The sequence below is a fragment of the Rhodobacteraceae bacterium S2214 genome (genome assembly GCA_025141675.1).
Classification (GTDB): Bacteria; Pseudomonadota; Alphaproteobacteria; order Rhodobacterales; family Rhodobacteraceae; genus Yoonia.
Genome location: CP081161.1, coordinates 1,182,492 through 1,198,140, shown reverse-complemented (window position 1 = coordinate 1,198,140; position 15,649 = coordinate 1,182,492). Strand labels below are relative to the sequence as shown.

Genomic DNA, 15,649 nt, shown 5'->3' with positions numbered 1-15,649 from the left:
GAATGACATCCGAAGCCCCGCGTCACCCGTTGCCGCCCTTCACACACCAAACCGCAATCGAAAAAGTCCGCCTTGCCGAAGACGGCTGGAACGGTCGCGACCCCGCCAAGGTCGCGCTCGCCTACACGCCTGACAGCAAATGGCGCAATCGGGCCGAGTTCCCCGAAGGTCGCGACCAAATCGAAGAGTTCCTCACACGCAAGTGGGCCAAGGAATTGGATTACCGTCTGATCAAGGAACTATGGGTCCATGATGGAAATCGCATCGCGGTGCGCTATGCCTATGAATATCACGATGACAGCGGCAACTGGTTCCGTGCCTATGGCAACGAAAACTGGGAGTTCGACGAAAACGGTTACATGGAACGGCGGTTTGCCAGCATCAACGAACATCCTATCGCAGAAACGGACCGGAAGTTCCACTGGCCGCTCGGACGTCGTCCCGACGATCACCCCAGTCTGAGCGACTTGGGCCTCTAGGCCATCAATCGATAGCATCGAAATATCCAACAAAGCGTAACCCGACGACAGGGGCGGAAGGATCAGGCAATGACGCAGATACATAGGTCGCACAAAGGCGAATTGCTGCTGCAAGCGCAGCGCAATACGCCCAAAGAACTTACCGACGCCATTCCGCAATACATCAGCAGTGACATGCCGCAGCAGCACGCAGATTTTTTTGCTGGCCTGTCCTATCTGCCTCTAGCAACGCTCGACCAAAAGGGGCGTCCATGGGTCAGCCTTTTGGTCACAACGTCGAGCGACGACCCTACCCTTGGTATTAAGGTTTCAGGTGGAAACACAACGGACCTCGTTGCTGAAACAAATCCCTTTGATCCTTTTGCGCGCGCGATGCAGCAAGAACCGGCATCGGCTGATGACCGTCGGCTCTTTGCAGGAGTTGGGATCGATTTCACGAACCGTCGACGCAATAAGATCGCCGGATCAATCGAAGATGCCGCCGTTGATCGTATGGGGAAAGTCCGGCTTCGCCTCCTCTCCGACCAGCATCTTGGGAACTGCCCGAAATACATCACCGTTCGTTCATTGACGCATGTGCAGCGCACGGCAGGCCTTTCTCATGATAGCTTTGACATTGACACCTCCGCCCTGCCCGCCGACGCCAAAGCAGTGGTTCATCGTGCAAGCACAGTCTTTCTAGCAACAAAGCATACGACTACAGACAATGCGTCGGACATCCAAACTGACATGGGCGTCAATCATCGCGGCGGTGCCCCCGGTTTTACACGCATTTATGAAGAATGTGATGGCGATCAGGTCACAACATATCTGGTTTTGCCTGACCATTCCGGCAACCGCTTTTATCAGTCTTTGGGCAATATCGAAACGGACCCGCAAGTCGGCCTCGTGTTTCCAGATTTCGCGACAGGCGATGTCCTTTACGTCACTGGTGACGCGGAAAACCTGCTGGATCAGGACGCAGAGGCGCTTATGCCACGCGTGAACTTGCTAACGCGCATCAAGGTGACTGGTGCGGTATTGGTAAAAAATGGGCTTAATCTAAAACTGACGTCCGCCGAACAGTTCTCGCCCTACAATCCGCCTGTGCGGCTCTTGCGTCAGGAATTGGAACAAATGGGGCATGCGTGTGTGCCAAATGACGGCGCTGCCGCTATTTCTGCCACTCTCGTTTCAACGCAAGCTGTTTCCGACAGCATCAAGACATTCAACTTCCGCCTCTCGACGCCAACCGATGCGCCTTTGCCGGGTGGCTTTGGCGTCTTCGACTTCTCGGACATCTTGGACGTCGGTTACACCCATATGAACGACGCAAACCCGCAATTGGTGAACGACGATTTTGTCCGCACATGGACGATTTCCAGTGCGTCCGATTTTGACCCGAATACCAACGCGTTCATCGGCACCGATCGCGTCAGTGTCACCGTCAAACGCAAACCGGGCGGTTTGATGTCGAATGTCTTACACGACAATAACGACAGGCTTATCGATCAAAAATTACCGGTCGTCTTTAAGGGCACCGGCGCTGGCTTTTCGTGTTTTTCTACGCCCCCAAAGGGGCACCCGCCGCATGTTCCGCCCCAAATGCTTTGGATTGCAGGCGGCGTGGGCATCACGCCATTTATGGCGATGTGGGACGGTATCCTTCAGGTTGCGAAGGCAAATCCGGGACTTGGTGCGACCGACATTGTGCTTCTGTTTGCTGGGCGTGATGACGATATCAATGTCCTGAAGCATTTCGCTGCGCAGCACGGTTCGCGTCCGAAAAACGTGAAATTAAGCGTCATGGCGTTCCAAAGCATCAAGGGAAACGCCTGCGCCGCACAGACGGCACGGGACGGTCTACGCCCAGCGCAGTTTGATAACGCGTTAAGAGTCGAAGAACGGCGCATGGGGATCGACGACATTCAATCCGTCGCGAACCTTAAGGATCGTGAAGTGTTCATGTGTGGACCCGATGCGATGATGAATTGGAGCGAAACCACGTTAACCGAACTGGGCATCGAAGAAGCACGACGCCATCGCGAGACATTTGTTTTCTGATTTGGACGCACCAGAAAGAAGCGGCTTGTATTTCTCGCTCGGCACAAAAGTCGCGATCAGAAACCGGATGCCATGGCACTGACATTCGCTCTGCCTCGCCAAAATCATGCGCGACACAATTAATACCACATTATTCGGCTCACCCGAACGATCTAGTCTGACGATACCGTCTAATTCGAATGCGGCGCGCGCCGTACAGTTCCGCCAGCTGCGCGGTGCATTCCGTAACGCGCTGGTTATTCTTCATTCGAAAGGACATCAAATGTCGACTTCATTGAACCGCCGCGATTTCTTTAAAAGCGCTGCACTTTCCGCCGGCGCTCTCACACTACTACGCGCTGGTTTTGCGCCAACGTCTGCCGCTGCGCAGGGCGAAATGGCTGCTGGCACCATCCATTCCTTTGCCAAGGGTGGCGTCACGTTCCACACGTATGTCTCCCCTGCAGAGGCCGTAAACGTAACGGCCCATGTCATCGAGATGGGCGATCAGTTGCTGCTGGTCGATTCAACATTCATCCCACCGACCGCCACGGAAGTCACGGCGCTGATCGAAAGCACTGGCAAGCCTGTGCACACCGCATATATCAGCCACGAGCACCCAGACCACTGGGGCGGTGTTTCCACAATGGAAGGCATCACGTTCTCGACCTTGCCGGAAATCCGCGAAGGTTTGCGCGCCGAAGCAACCAATGGCGAAAATCCTGAACCAACAGCATTGTTGAACGGTCCTGACCTCGCGCTTGGCATGACAGAAATTGGCGGTGTGGCAGTTGAGTTCCGGTCTTACGACAATGCTGAGGCCCCCAAAATTATTGTCGCGGTCTTCCCCGAACAGAAAGTCGCTGTGGTTCAAGACCTCGTCTATAACGGCGTGTATTTTGCCCCCGGCGTTGATCGCAAAAACTGGATCGCGATCTTGGAAGGCATGCGCGATGATCCGTCATTTGAAACACTGCTCGTCGGTCACGGTCTTCCAACCACGCGCGGCGAACTCGACGTTGCAATCGGTTACCTGAAGGTACTGGATGCAGCATGGGAAGCTGGAACAACACCAGACGAAGTGAAGGCTGCGATTGCAGAGGCTTATCCTAGCTACGACGGCGAATTCCTACTTGGTCTTGTCGACGCGTACTGGGACAAATGATCCTGAACGAAGGGCCGGTGAACGCACCGGCCCCTCCCTTACCCGTCTTCCAGAACAATATCGGCCGCCGAATAGGCGACAAGATCGGCCACCGTCAGGGTGCCATCGCGCTTTTCAAAGGTCTCGATGTATTCGATCATAGTGTTGGCATGCTCGCGCATCATACCTTCCGCGCGTACGGCATCCCCGGCCGCAATAGCATCATAGATGACGCGGTGTTGCGCATTACCCAATCGCAAACGAAACAGCCCGCGTTCCAGATGTTCGGGCGTATCGCCAACCGATCTGTCAAAAACCATGGAACCCGCTGCAAGCATGGGCAAGTGGCTGATCTGCTGGCAGGTAAACCCGACATAGTCGTTGCCGCAGCTGTCCAACATGGTGGAGTGAAACACGCGGTTCGCCGATTGCATCCTTTTTATCGCATCAACGTCCAGACGCCCAGCATCTACCGTCGCTTCAATCTCATCAATGGCGCCTGCCATTGCCGGCAATCGTTCATGTCTGTCCTCCGCTTGCGCCATAAGTCGCGCCGCCAGACTTTCCAAATGCCCGCGCACTTGCACCGCTTGCTTCACATCGGTGATCGTCGGGCTTTGGATCATGTAGCCCCGCCCGTCACCGCGACGGATTACGCCTTCTCGTTCCAAAAGCCGCAGCGCCAGCCGCACAGGCGTGCGCGAAACCTTGTGCGCCTCGCACAGGTGCGCCTCAGACAGGCGCGCACCCTCTTCGTAAACCCCATGAATGATATCGTTGCGGATTCGTGCCGCGAGCTCTGTGTCAATTGATTGCATGTCACTACTTGCACCGATTTGGGATCCCAAAGTCAAGCGCATTATCCAATAGCCTGGCGCAAAATCAAACTTTTTGCTTGATTTGGGATCCCATTATCGACTTACCTTGAAGAACAACAGCACAGATTCGGCAAAACCCGAGTCGGAAAATAGAACTTGGGATCCCAAAAGGGGTCGACGGTTCAGCCACTTCTGGGAGGATATCATGGCTTTTTCACGCTTCACCCGCGCATTCGCGCTTGCTTCGGTGCTTGCGAGCACTGCGTTTTCGGCGTCGGCCGAAGAACTGACAGTGGCGACATTCGTGCCACCGCAACACCATTCCAATACAGTTTTGTTTGCGTGGTTCGCAGAAGAACTTGAAGCACGCTCTGGCGGCACGATGACCATGCAGTTGTTCCCTGCCGGTCAACTGGGTGCGGGCCCTGTGCAGCAATACAAGCGCGCCGTTGAAGGCGTTGCGGACATTACTTTCGGCGTAACCGCCTACACTCCAGCCCTGTTCCCACGCACTATGCTCGCTATCCCACCAGGTGCATCCAATTCATCAGCCGAAGCCACCGTCCGGATATGGTCCGCGTTTGATGAACACCTCGCTGAGGAATATGCCGACGTGAAGGTTATTGCCTTGAGCACGGCCGCGGGTCTTGGGATCGCAGCAACACAAGACGTGTCCACTTTTGAAGGCATGCAGGGCGCGAAGATTGTGCCATATGCCGCCATGACAACGCCTATCATCGAGGCAATGGGCGCAGTTCCTGTGCAGATGCCAGTGTCCGAAATGTACACGGGCCTGTCGACGGGTACGATTGATGGCGCCTATGCGACCTACAACAACATGACGCCCCCTTGGAACTTTTGGGACGTAGCAACGCACTTTGTAACGAACGTACCGGTCCAACACGCAGTCATTTTCGTGGTCATGAACCGTGAACGCTACGAAGGGCTAAGCGACGAACACCGCGCGATTATTGATGAATTGGCAGGCGAAGCCGCATCCATGAAACTCGCGGAAGGTTTTGATGGAGCAGACGAACGTTCACTCGAAATGATGATGGCGAACACAGACAAGAGTTATGAACTTGTCGCTGTCACTGACGAAGAACGCGCCAAGATGGACGCCGCAGTTGCCGAAGGCATGCAGGCGATCTTCGCCGACTACGCAGGACGCGGAATCGAAAATGCCGAAGAAATCTACAACGCAATCAACCAATAAGGAGAGTAGACATGACTATTTTGAATACCCTTCGTACCACCGCGCTATCTGCTATTTTTGCAATGTCGGCCCAGTCGGCAATCGCGGAAGAACTGTCCGTCGCAACATTTGTGCCACCAAATCATGAGTCGGTCACTGGCGCGCTGGCATGGTTTGAAAACGAGCTCACAGAACGTTCTGGCGGCACGCTGACCCTGAAAGTCTATGCTGCCGGTCAGTTGGGCGCGGGTCCGACACAACAATACAAACGAGCTGTTGAAGGTGTGGCTGATATCACCTTTGGCATCGCAGCCTCTACCCCGACATTGTTCCAGCGCACCATGCTGGCAATTCCACCCGGCGCGGCAGTTGATGCTCTGGATTCCACGCAACGGCTCTGGACCGTTTTCGATGAATACATGGCTGACGAATGGAGCGACGTGAAGGTTCTTGGTGTGGCACCTGTTGCAGGTGGTATGATCATTTCCACGCGGGATGTGTCTACGATTGAAGGCATGCAAGGCGCAAAAATCGTTCCATTTGCCGCGATGACCACGCCAGTGCTGCAGGGTATGGGCGCGGTACCAGTGCAGCTAGATCCTACCGAACATTACACCGGCCTTTCTACAGGGACGATCGACGGCGCAATTTCGACCATCAACAACATCATGCCGCCGTGGAACCTTGATGAGGTTGCAGATTACGCAATCCTCAACACACCTGCGACGTTCAACCCAGTGTTCTACGTGATGAACAAGGAACGCTACGAAAGCCTGAGCAACGAACATCGCGCGGTCATCGACGACATTGCAGGCCTGCCGTTCTCGATGGAACTCGCACGGGCATTCCATCACGCAGACGAGGTTGCGCTGGAATGGGTCGAAGAACAGCGCGCTACGGGTGAGCTGAACGTCGAGTGGATCACTGTTTCGGACGAAGAACGCGCCAAGATGGAAGTCGCAGCCGCCGAAGGCATGCAGCAGATCTACGACGATTATGCAGCACGCGGCATCGATAACGCGCAAGAAATCTACGAAGCGCTCAACCAGTAAATCAGCTTGGTGGGGCGGTTTCCGCCACACCATCAACAATGGGGGGATTTCGAAATGTCTGAGGACACTCAGCTACCAGGCATTATCCGGCTTTTAGACAAGACGCTTACATGGCTTGCACTCGTTTTGGGAGGGACCACGCTGATTTTCATGACGGTCTTTTCGGTCTGGAACGTGTTGATCATGCGCAAAGCGCTAAACTCGCCGATCATCGGCGCAGAGGATCTGCTGATCCTGTCTTTGGTCGTCATTGTCGCCCTCTCTATTCCTCTCGGAGCACGGACAGGCGCGCATATCGAAATCGAGGTTTTGGAAAGCAGCATGTCGGCCCGCTTCGCCAAATGGTCTTTGCTTGCAATGAAGGTTCTGGCCTTCTTTCTGCTGGCTATCATGGGATGGCGTCTTTGGCATGCTGGCGGCACAGCCGCGAAGTTCGGGGAAACCACCCAACAGCTCCTTATCCCCTACGGACCCTTCTATTATTTGTTGGCCATCTCTGCGCTGATCTATGCCGTCGTGATTATCCTCGACATCTGGCAGGTCCTGCGCGGCGGCAAGGTCATCACACTGAAAGTCGATGGTGAAGACCTATGATTAGCATGACACTTCTAGGCATTCTTGGCCTTCTAACTCTTTTCATCTTGCTCGCCCTGCGCATGCCTGTGGCGCTGTCCATGCTGGGCGTTGGTCTTGTGGGCACGGTGGTCGCCAATGCGAACCAGTTCATCGCTGTGGGCATGGCATCGGATCAAGCATGGGCGCGTGGTGTGCGCATCGCCTATTCCAACCTTGCCGGCGAAACCTTTGAAGCGGCCTCTAACTTCAACTTGCTGGTGATCCCGATGTTCGTGCTCATGGGCACGCTTGCCGGTGTGTCAGGCATGTCCAACGATCTTTATGCAGCAGCCTATCGCTGGATGGGTCACATGAAGGGCGGCCTTGCATCGGCTACGATTGCGGCCTGTGCAGGCTTTGCAGCTTTGTCAGGGTCGTCGCTTGCGTCTGCGGTCACAATGGGCCGCGTCGCCCTGCCGGAAATGAAGAAGTATAAATACCACGACGGTCTTGCCACCGGTTCGGTCGCGGCAGGGGGCACGCTTGGCTTTTTGATCCCTCCATCAGGCGGAATGATCATCTATGCGGTGCTAACGGAACAATCCATTGGCCGCTTGTTCATGGCCGGTGTCTTTCCCGGCATCATCCTGACAATGCTGTTCATTGGCGCGATCTATCTGGTGGTGATGCGCAATCCGACTGCTGGTCCTCCCGGTCCACGCTCTGCATGGCCAGAACGCAAGGTATCGCTGATCAACGCGTCCCCGATCCTTGCAGTCGTGTTCTTGACCATTGGCGGGATGTACACGGGGTTCTTCACACCGGTTGAAGCGTCCAGCGTAGGTGCCTTTTTCACCTTCATAGTTGCAGCCGCACGGCGATCCCTGACGTTTCCCGCAATCAAGGCCGTTATCCTGCAAACCATGAACGCCACTGCGACGGTGTTCCTGATCATTATCGGTGCGTTCGTCTTCATCCCATTCATTTCACTGACAGAAGTTCCCGCCAACCTTGTAACATTGCTTACGTCCTTACCCATCGGCGAATTGGGCGTCCTGATGATCATTATCTTGGTCTACATCTTCCTTGGCATGTTCCTGGAATCTATCGCCATGCTGGTGCTCACGATCCCTGTCGTAATCCCGATTGCAATTGGACTGGATTGGGATCTGATTTGGTTCGGCATCATCGTCGTGATTGTGCTTGAAATGGGGATGATATCGCCCCCTGTCGGGATCAACGTCTTCATCGTGAAATCAATCGCACCCGATGTGCCTATGGCCACAATTTTCCGCGGCATCTGGCCGTTCTGGTTCGCCATGGCCTTCATGATCGTACTGCTGATCATCTTTCCATCTATCGCATTATTTCTCCCCGAAACCTTAGTCGGCGGATAGCCTAGGAGACCCACAATGGACGCTAAAACAGATATCAAAACCCTACAGCACTTTATTGGTGGGGACTGGGTGAACGCAGACGACGGAGGCACCTTTGAGGTTCTGAACCCGCTTGACGACAGCCTGTATTGCCACGCGGCCAAGGGCACCGGAAATGACATGCGCAAGGCTGTAAGTGCTGCGAAGTCCGCGTGCGCCACGTTCCGCGACACCACGCCAACACAGCGCGAACGTTGGTTGCTGCGGGTCGCCGAACTGATGGAAGACCGTCAAAAAGAGCTGGTCGACTGCCTGATTGATGAAATCGGATCGCCCGTCCAAAAGGCGATGTTTGAATTCAACAAGGGCCTGACGATGATCCGCGCGGCGGCCGGGCTATGCCGTCAGGTACGCGGTGAAACCATTCCGTCAGATCGTCCCGGCACAATGTCGATGTCGTTCCGCGAACCTCTTGGGGTCGTTGCTGTGATCACACCGTTCAACGTGCCACTGATCAAGACCACCCGACTGGTTGCCAATGCGTTGGCCCTTGGAAACACGGTTGTGCATTTGCCATCTGAAATGGCACCGCACCTTACGATTATCTTTGCTGAAATCATTGCCGACGCTGGCATTCCAGCGGGCGCTTACAACGTTGTCACAGGCCTTGGCGTTGAGATCGGGGATGATTTGACAGGGCACACAGACGTCGATTTCGTCACCTTCACAGGCTCCACAGATGTGGGTCAGCACATCAACGAAATCTGCGCCAAAAACAAAACGCCCAGTACACTGGAACTGGGCGGTAAAAGCCCGACGGTTGTTCTGGCGGATGCGGATCTGGACAAAGCTATGCCGCTGGTTGCGCGATCCATTTTCATGTTCGGTGGGCAGGCCTGCATCGGGTCCAGCCGCTTTTATGTGGAACGCCCGATTTTTGATGAATTCGTCAAACGGTTTTCGGCAATTGCTGGCAAGGTAGGCATGGGCGATCTGCGTGATCCAGACACTGTCATCGCGCCCATCATTTCAGACCGCCAGCGTCAACGTGTCAAAGATCACATCGCAGATGCCGTCGCCAACGGCGCAACTGTCGCAGCAGGTGGCGAATTCGAAGGCAACCGCTGCCAGCCCACCCTGCTGACTGGGGTGACCGAAAAGATGACCGTTTGCAAAACCGAAACCTTTGGGCCTGTCACCGCGATCTACCCCGTCGACAGCTACGAAGAAGCTTTGGAAAAAGCCAACGATACAGTGTACGGACTGTCCTCTGCTATCTTCACCAAAAACATCGATCGCGCATTCCATTTTGCCCGCAACATCGACGCCGGCATGTGCCACATCAATGGCCCGACCATCCATGACGAAGCGCACGTGCCCTTTGGCGGCAACGGCGAAAGCGGCGTGGGCCGTGAAGGCACGGATGCGGACATGGAAGCGATGACGGAACTGAAATGGGTTACCGTGCAGCTATGACTTTCACGCTCTATCACCACGGATCATCAGTTTGTGCCGCCAAAGTGCGCTTTGCGATGGATGAAAAAGGGCTGCCTTGGGACGGCGTCTATATCGACATTCTCAAGGGCGAGCAGTTCGAACCTGACTATCTCAAGCTGAACCCCAAGGGCGTTGTCCCGACATTGGTACATGACGACACGGTTGTTCCCGACAGCACCGTCATCATTGAATACCTGGACCAGATTTCACCTGAAAATAGCGTGCACCCGACTGACCCATGGGAACGCGCGCAAGCACGTTATTGGACCAAAGCGGTGGATGAAGATCTGCATCCGGCATGTGGGGCCGTCACCTTTGTTTGCTCGCACCGCCACACGGTGTTGAAAAACCTTGGGGAAGACGGCGTAAAGAAATTCCTTGCGTCCACACCGACCATGTCGGTCACGTCTAACTGGAAAGACCTCAAGGACAGCTACACGCGTTTCGGATTTGATGCGCCGGGGGCTGCAGATAAGGTCAAATTGTACGACAGCTACCTGCAAAAAATGGAGACAGCCCTGAACGGGCAGGATTGGCTGGTCGGCAACAAGTTCTCTATCGCCGACATCGCCATGACGCCTTACGTCAACCGGCTTGCAATGATGTCGATGCGCGGCATGTGGGAAAACGGACGTTTGCCAAACGTCGAAAAATGGTTCGCGAGGATCGCGGCGCGACCAAACTTCAAAAAGTGCTTGATCGACTGGGTTCCCGAGGATCTGACACATGATCTGCGCGAGAACGGGGCCATGAGCTGGCCCGAAGTCGCGAAAATTCTTGAAATAGAAATCTAACAGCGGGAGGACACAATGGATCGTCTTAAAGGAAAAGTCGCGGTAATCACGGGCGCCGCACAGGGCATTGGCGCGCTTATGGCGAAAGCGATGGCCAACGAGGGCGCAAAGGTTCTTGTAACGGATGTTCAGGATACAGACAAAGCCGTCAAGGCAATTACCGATGTGGGTGGCGCTGCGCAGGGCATGAAGGTCGATGTGACAAACAACGACGACCTCAAAGCGATGGTCGAAGCGGCCACAAGCATGGGCGGCCTTGATATCATGGTTAACAACGCCTCGATTTTCGCGACGCTGACGCCCAAGCCTTTCTTTGAGATATCCGATGATGAGTTTGATCTGATCATGAGGGTCAACGCCCGCGGCGTTCACCAAGTGATGCGCGCAATCGCACCGACAATGATCAAGGCGGGTGGTGGCAAAGTCATCAACATCGCATCCGGCACGTTCTATTACGGCCCACCCGGCCTATCGCACTACACCGCGTCCAAAGGGGCGATTATCGCGCTGACACGCTGCCACGGTCGCGAACTTGGCGACAAGAACATTCAGGTGAACGCTATCGCCCCCGGCCTGACGGAAAGCGAAGGCATCGCAGCTAATTCCGGATTTGATATGGCGCGCGGCCCCACAGTGGCGTCGCGTTCGATCAAGCGGGAAATGCTACCCGAGGATCTGTTGGGCACGCTGCTTTATCTTGCGTCACCCGATAGCAACTTTGTCACTGGGCAAACGCTCAACGTGGATGGCGGCAAGGTTAACCTCTAGCGACATTTCAACTTAGGAAAAATACCATGGCAGCACTTGGTGATGACATCATCGGTAGCAGCGGCGTTGCGCCGTTCTACAAGGTTACGAATGCGGACGCGGTTTCGATTGACGCGCCGGAAAACCGAAAGGGCGATGCGCTGCGCACATGGGTGCGGTCACTGTCCGGTTTCCAAAAAGAGGCGTTAGTCCGGTCCGCCAAAACCGGTGAAACTTGGCGTCTCGTGTCTGACGAAGGCCCCTACCTGAACGGCCATGACGCGGCCCCCTGCCCGCTGGCCTTTTTGTCCTGCGGTATGGCGGCGAGTTTCATGAATGAAATTCTTGCGCTGGCCAAAATCAAGGGCATCGAAATTCGCAAGTTGAAGCTTATTCAGGACAATTACTACACGATGAAAGGCTCTATGCCGAAGCGCACAATGGTAGGCGGGGCCGAAAACATTGACCTTCAGGTTGAAATAGATTGCGATCTGAACGACGCGGCTCTGAATGAATTCCTGATCAATGCGACCTACGCGTCCCCCCTCAACGGGTTGATGCGAGGGCAGTTGGAAAGCTTGTTCAAATTAGGCAAGAACGGGACCGAGTTGCCAACTGCAAAAGTCGCAGAGCTTGACGGCGCATTGTTCCCAGATCCGGGCAATCATTTTGCCAAATCCGAAGCCGAAGCAAGTGACTTGGACCTAATGGAACCAGTCGGTCCGACACCAAAGAAGGATGTCGTTCTTGGGACATCGGCGGCGGGCGGCAGCATGGCCTCAGAACAGGATCGTCGGTTGAACATCGGTGCAGTCGCTGTGATGCGCGAAGACGGCATCAAAGAAATTCAACAAATGCAATATTCGCCCTACGGGACGTCGTTCCGGTTCCTAAGTTCAGAAGATGGGCGGGCGCCGGACGCCAATTCGTTGATTTCGGCGGGCATCGGGTTTTGCTTCATGACGCAGTTCGGGCGCTTTGTGTCGATGCTGAAACTGGACCTTCCAGACTACCGGATCGTGCAAGACACGCATTTCAGTCTGGGTGGCGCATCGGGCAGCACCGGCAAAGCAGGCGAGGCCGAGTCCATCGAAACGCACGTCTATCTTGAAACAACCGAGTCCGACGAGACGGCGCAAGAGATGCTCGACATCTCTGAGCAAACCTGCTTCTTGCATGCCTTCTGCCGCACCGACATTAAGACAAAGCTAAAGGTCGTGCGGGTTTAGGGTTTAGGTCTTGAGCGATGAAAATAGGCGTCCCGACCCACGTGGGGGCGCCCAGCGGCTACTTCGAAATCACCGTTTTTGGCGAACGCACCGCCGCGGATTCATTCACAGATGCGCACCATGATGGGGCCCAGCACGTCATCCAGTTCCCCGACACGATCAGCATTTCAGCATAGGCGGCAGCCAATTCGTCGCGGGCCGTGTAGCCGCAATACCCGCGCCTCGGCACCTTCAATCGCCACGTCGGCCGGTTGCGACGGAAACTGCGGTAGTCATGGTGATCGTCCTCTTGCCTTGGCTTGCGATTTAACCTTCGGCGCGTTTCATCTGCTGATGTTCGTCTTCAACAAGTCCAATCTTCCAATAACCGGAAATATAGGTGTCCGCGCGCGGCACTTCTTTTTCCTGTGCAAGAAACGCCCTCAGGCTTTTGATCACGCCAGATTCTCCCGCGATGCAGGTCTGCACGCGACCTTGGTTCCAATCCAGCCCCCGGATCAATTTCTCTTGCGCTGACGATGCGATGCTCGGATCGGGGTGTATCAACCAATGCGTTTCTATGCCACTTGGCATGTCGATGTCTTGCTTGTCTTCAATTGATGGGACCTCAAAGATCGCGACACCCTTGGCGTCACGCGGCATTGCCTCCAACGCAGCGGCGGCCACGGGAATGGCGGATGGGTCCGCTGCTACAAGGTACCAGTCGGCATCAAAATTGGTTACCTTCGACGTGCTTGGACCTGCGAACCCCAGAAACGATCCCGTCTTGGTCGCACGCGCCCATCTTGATGCTGGGCCTGTGTCACCATGATCGACAAAATCAATGGCCAGTTCACCCTTTTCCGCATCATAGCTGCGCACTGTATAGGTCCGTTTGACAGGAGCTGGCCCGGCAGACAGACGCACCTTGAACACCGATAGGGTTTCATTTGGGTCGGGCAACAAAAGCTTGCAATTACCCCCGTCACGACCTTCGGGAAAGCCTTCCAATTCAGGACCAGCAAAGATCACGCGGATCATATGCGGCGTCAGATGAAACGCTTCTTTGACGCGCAAAACGCGAGGTGCAGGACGCCCGCCAGCCTGACGTACTGCGTCTTTGATTTTTGTAAGAGCCATTTCAGATGCCTTTTCTAAATACCTGACTTATTTTGTCAGACTTAACGATTGGACAGCAATTTACAAGAACCAAGGGCAATATTAACGAACACCAAAGCCCGCGTATGAAATCCCGCTCAGCTCGGACATTTCTTTCTTCCACGTTGTGATGTCGTGTGGCGAAAAATCAGAAAGAGAGGCATGGCCACAGGCCCGCGCGAGCACGCTCATCAATTCGACTGAGGCACTGAAATACCGTTCCAGCCTTTCTGCGCCGACCTGCACATCAAGCCGTTTGCGCAGTTCAGGTTTCTGCGTGGCAACACCGACAGGGCAGTTGTTGGAATTGCACATACGCGCCGCGATACAGCCGACCGCTTGCATGGCTGAATTGGACAGGGCAATCGCGTCCGCCCCCATCGCCATTGCCTTAACGAAGTCCTCGGGCATACGTAGACCTCCGGTTATCACCAAGGTGACTTCACGGCCCGTTTTTTTTGTCCAAATGCGCGCTCGCACGCGCTAGCGCGGGGATCGTTGGTACCGAAATGTTGTTGCGGAAGATTAACGGCGCAGCACCTGTGCCACCACCGCGACCATCCAAAATGATATAATCGGCGCTTGCTTCCAGCGCAAAATCGATATCGTCTTCGATGTGGTTGGCTGACAATTTAAACCCGATCGGGATACCGCCAGATTCTTCGCGCACCTGATCAGCCAGCTTTTTGAAATCGGCTGGCGTGTGTAGATCGATGAAGGTTGAGGGCGAAATTGCCGCCTCGCCGACGTTCAATCCGCGCACTGCCGCGATCTTGGCGTCTACCTTGTCACCGGGTAGATGTCCGCCCGTACCCGTCTTGGCCCCCTGACCGCCTTTGAAATGAAACGCCTGAACACCTTTGACCTTGGCGATGTCCCACCCGAACTTTGCCGATGCTAATTCATAGAAATAGCGCATGTTTTCGGCATGTTCTTCGGACAGCATACCGCCTTCACCGGAACAAATGCCTGTGCCTGCCATTTCTGCGCCCCGCGCAAGCGCGGTCTTCGCTTCAAGCGATAGGGCTCCAAAACTCATGTCAGAGACGAACAGCGGGATATCAAGATGCAGCGGCTTCGCCGCACGTGGCCCGATCGTCACGCCTGTCGCCACTTCAACATCATCCTGCAATGGTTTTCGCGCCATTTGGGCGGCCAGAATCTGAATGTCGTCCCAATGAGGCAGGTCTTTGCGTGGAACACCCATCGCGCCCATTTCGCCGTGATGACCCAACTTGCTTAACCCGTCACGCGCCAGTTCGTGGATGCGCGCAACCGTCGGCTCTTCGAGGGTCGCTGTTGCGTTTGGAACATCAGATTTCGGTTCAGGCGAAGGATCACCGACCGCGAGGTCTTTAAGCTGCGCATGGGTGCCATCGCAAAACGGCTGGTTCGCCGTTGCTTTACACTGGCATAGCGCAGCCTTGCCCGTTTTCTCTGAGGTGAATTTCACAGGGGTCACATCGGTCCCCGCATGCGAACCATCACAGAATGGTTGGTTCTTGGACATACCACACGCGCACCAGAAATAGTCTTTGCCCTCTTCCAGATCGGCCATTGCGGGGGCTTTAGCGGCGATGATGGGTACAGTTTTCGTGACCATC

At 55.0% G+C, this 15,649-nt stretch carries 14 protein-coding genes and 1 pseudogene; 12 read left to right on the top strand and 3 right to left on the bottom strand.

Annotated elements, in window-relative coordinates; translation table 11 throughout:
• The first annotated feature begins 2 nt into the window (after positions 1 to 2).
• The 3 genes from K3729_05975 to K3729_05965 all read left to right on the top strand — a co-directional run bounded on the left by K3729_05975 (position 3) and on the right by K3729_05965 (position 3,666).
• Positions 3 to 479, top strand: a complete 477-nt coding sequence (locus K3729_05975) for a nuclear transport factor 2 family protein (protein UWR00320.1) — start codon at positions 3 to 5, stop codon at positions 477 to 479.
• 69 nt (positions 480 to 548) lie between these two features.
• Positions 549 to 2,522: a pyridoxamine 5'-phosphate oxidase family protein gene (locus K3729_05970; GenBank protein ID UWR00319.1), complete on the top strand. Its 1,974-nt coding sequence runs from the start codon at positions 549 to 551 to the stop codon at positions 2,520 to 2,522.
• A 262-nt stretch (positions 2,523 to 2,784) separates the two neighbouring features.
• Positions 2,785 to 3,666 (top strand): MBL fold metallo-hydrolase, encoded by an 882-nt coding sequence (locus tag K3729_05965; GenBank protein UWR00318.1) that lies wholly within the window; start codon positions 2,785 to 2,787, stop codon positions 3,664 to 3,666.
• Between the two features lie 38 nt (positions 3,667 to 3,704).
• Here K3729_05965 and K3729_05960 read toward each other — a convergent pair whose 3' ends face one another.
• On the bottom strand, positions 3,705 to 4,463 hold the full coding sequence (locus tag K3729_05960; GenBank protein ID UWR00317.1) for a GntR family transcriptional regulator: 759 nt from the start codon (positions 4,461 to 4,463) through the stop codon (positions 3,705 to 3,707).
• Between the two features lie 205 nt (positions 4,464 to 4,668).
• On the opposite strand from K3729_05960, the gene K3729_05955 reads away from it, so the two are divergent.
• From K3729_05955 to K3729_05915, 9 genes are read left to right on the top strand one after another with little or no spacing between them, the layout of a single operon-like run.
• The gene (locus tag K3729_05955) at positions 4,669 to 5,679 is read left to right on the top strand and encodes a TRAP transporter substrate-binding protein (protein UWR00316.1); all 1,011 of its coding nucleotides are present in this window, start codon (positions 4,669 to 4,671) and stop codon (positions 5,677 to 5,679) included.
• 11 nt (positions 5,680 to 5,690) lie between these two features.
• Positions 5,691 to 6,710: a TRAP transporter substrate-binding protein gene (locus K3729_05950; GenBank protein ID UWR00315.1), complete on the top strand. Its 1,020-nt coding sequence runs from the start codon at positions 5,691 to 5,693 to the stop codon at positions 6,708 to 6,710.
• A 54-nt stretch (positions 6,711 to 6,764) separates the two neighbouring features.
• The gene (locus tag K3729_05945; GenBank protein ID UWR00314.1) at positions 6,765 to 7,304 is read left to right on the top strand and encodes a TRAP transporter small permease; all 540 of its coding nucleotides are present in this window, start codon (positions 6,765 to 6,767) and stop codon (positions 7,302 to 7,304) included.
• A complete protein-coding gene (locus tag K3729_05940) occupies positions 7,301 to 8,662 on the top strand; it encodes a TRAP transporter large permease (protein UWR00313.1) in 1,362 nt (453 codons plus the stop codon). The genes K3729_05945 and K3729_05940 overlap by 4 nt, the downstream gene beginning before the upstream one ends.
• A 15-nt stretch (positions 8,663 to 8,677) precedes the next feature.
• On the top strand, positions 8,678 to 10,117 hold the full coding sequence (locus K3729_05935; GenBank protein UWR00312.1) for an aldehyde dehydrogenase family protein: 1,440 nt from the start codon (positions 8,678 to 8,680) through the stop codon (positions 10,115 to 10,117).
• Positions 10,096 to 10,932, top strand: coding sequence for a glutathione S-transferase family protein (locus K3729_05930; GenBank protein UWR00311.1), 837 nt, complete (start codon positions 10,096 to 10,098; stop codon positions 10,930 to 10,932). The genes K3729_05935 and K3729_05930 overlap by 22 nt, the downstream gene beginning before the upstream one ends.
• Before the next feature lie 15 nt (positions 10,933 to 10,947).
• The gene (locus K3729_05925; GenBank protein UWR00310.1) at positions 10,948 to 11,700 is read left to right on the top strand and encodes an SDR family oxidoreductase; all 753 of its coding nucleotides are present in this window, start codon (positions 10,948 to 10,950) and stop codon (positions 11,698 to 11,700) included.
• A gap of 26 nt (positions 11,701 to 11,726) precedes the next feature.
• Positions 11,727 to 12,908 carry an OsmC family protein gene (locus K3729_05920; GenBank protein UWR00309.1) on the top strand — a complete coding sequence of 394 codons (1,182 nt, stop codon included), beginning with the start codon at positions 11,727 to 11,729 and terminating at the stop codon, positions 12,906 to 12,908.
• Between the two features lie 17 nt (positions 12,909 to 12,925).
• Positions 12,926 to 13,084 (top strand): hypothetical protein, encoded by a 159-nt coding sequence (locus K3729_05915; GenBank protein UWR00308.1) that lies wholly within the window; start codon positions 12,926 to 12,928, stop codon positions 13,082 to 13,084.
• A 130-nt stretch (positions 13,085 to 13,214) separates the two neighbouring features.
• Here the strand turns inward: K3729_05915 and K3729_05910 are convergent, their stop codons facing one another.
• Entirely contained in the window at positions 13,215 to 14,027 is an 813-nt protein-coding gene (locus K3729_05910) for a siderophore-interacting protein (protein UWR00307.1), read from the bottom strand.
• Positions 14,028 to 14,108: 81 nt separating this feature from the next.
• Positions 14,109 to 15,648, bottom strand: a pseudogene (locus K3729_05905) (CDGSH iron-sulfur domain-containing protein).
• Between the last annotated feature and the right edge of the window lies 1 nt (position 15,649).

What these genes read in the sequence shown, in the direction of transcription:
- K3729_05910 (UWR00307.1), bottom strand. Translation starts at nt 14,027, where the DNA reads ATGGCTCTTACAAAAATCAAAGACGCAGTACGTCAGGCTGGCGGGCGT.
- K3729_05965 (UWR00318.1), top strand. Translation starts at nt 2,785, where the DNA reads ATGTCGACTTCATTGAACCGCCGCGATTTCTTTAAAAGCGCTGCACTT.
- K3729_05925 (UWR00310.1), top strand. Translation starts at nt 10,948, where the DNA reads ATGGATCGTCTTAAAGGAAAAGTCGCGGTAATCACGGGCGCCGCACAG.
- K3729_05930 (UWR00311.1), top strand. Translation starts at nt 10,096, where the DNA reads ATGGGTTACCGTGCAGCTATGACTTTCACGCTCTATCACCACGGATCA.
- K3729_05940 (UWR00313.1), top strand. Translation starts at nt 7,301, where the DNA reads ATGATTAGCATGACACTTCTAGGCATTCTTGGCCTTCTAACTCTTTTC.
- K3729_05945 (UWR00314.1), top strand. Translation starts at nt 6,765, where the DNA reads ATGTCTGAGGACACTCAGCTACCAGGCATTATCCGGCTTTTAGACAAG.
- K3729_05960 (UWR00317.1), bottom strand. Translation starts at nt 4,463, where the DNA reads ATGCAATCAATTGACACAGAGCTCGCGGCACGAATCCGCAACGATATC.
- K3729_05935 (UWR00312.1), top strand. Translation starts at nt 8,678, where the DNA reads ATGGACGCTAAAACAGATATCAAAACCCTACAGCACTTTATTGGTGGG.
- K3729_05975 (UWR00320.1), top strand. Translation starts at nt 3, where the DNA reads ATGACATCCGAAGCCCCGCGTCACCCGTTGCCGCCCTTCACACACCAA.
- K3729_05970 (UWR00319.1), top strand. Translation starts at nt 549, where the DNA reads ATGACGCAGATACATAGGTCGCACAAAGGCGAATTGCTGCTGCAAGCG.
- K3729_05920 (UWR00309.1), top strand. Translation starts at nt 11,727, where the DNA reads ATGGCAGCACTTGGTGATGACATCATCGGTAGCAGCGGCGTTGCGCCG.
- K3729_05915 (UWR00308.1), top strand. Translation starts at nt 12,926, where the DNA reads ATGAAAATAGGCGTCCCGACCCACGTGGGGGCGCCCAGCGGCTACTTC.
- K3729_05955 (UWR00316.1), top strand. Translation starts at nt 4,669, where the DNA reads ATGGCTTTTTCACGCTTCACCCGCGCATTCGCGCTTGCTTCGGTGCTT.
- K3729_05950 (UWR00315.1), top strand. Translation starts at nt 5,691, where the DNA reads ATGACTATTTTGAATACCCTTCGTACCACCGCGCTATCTGCTATTTTT.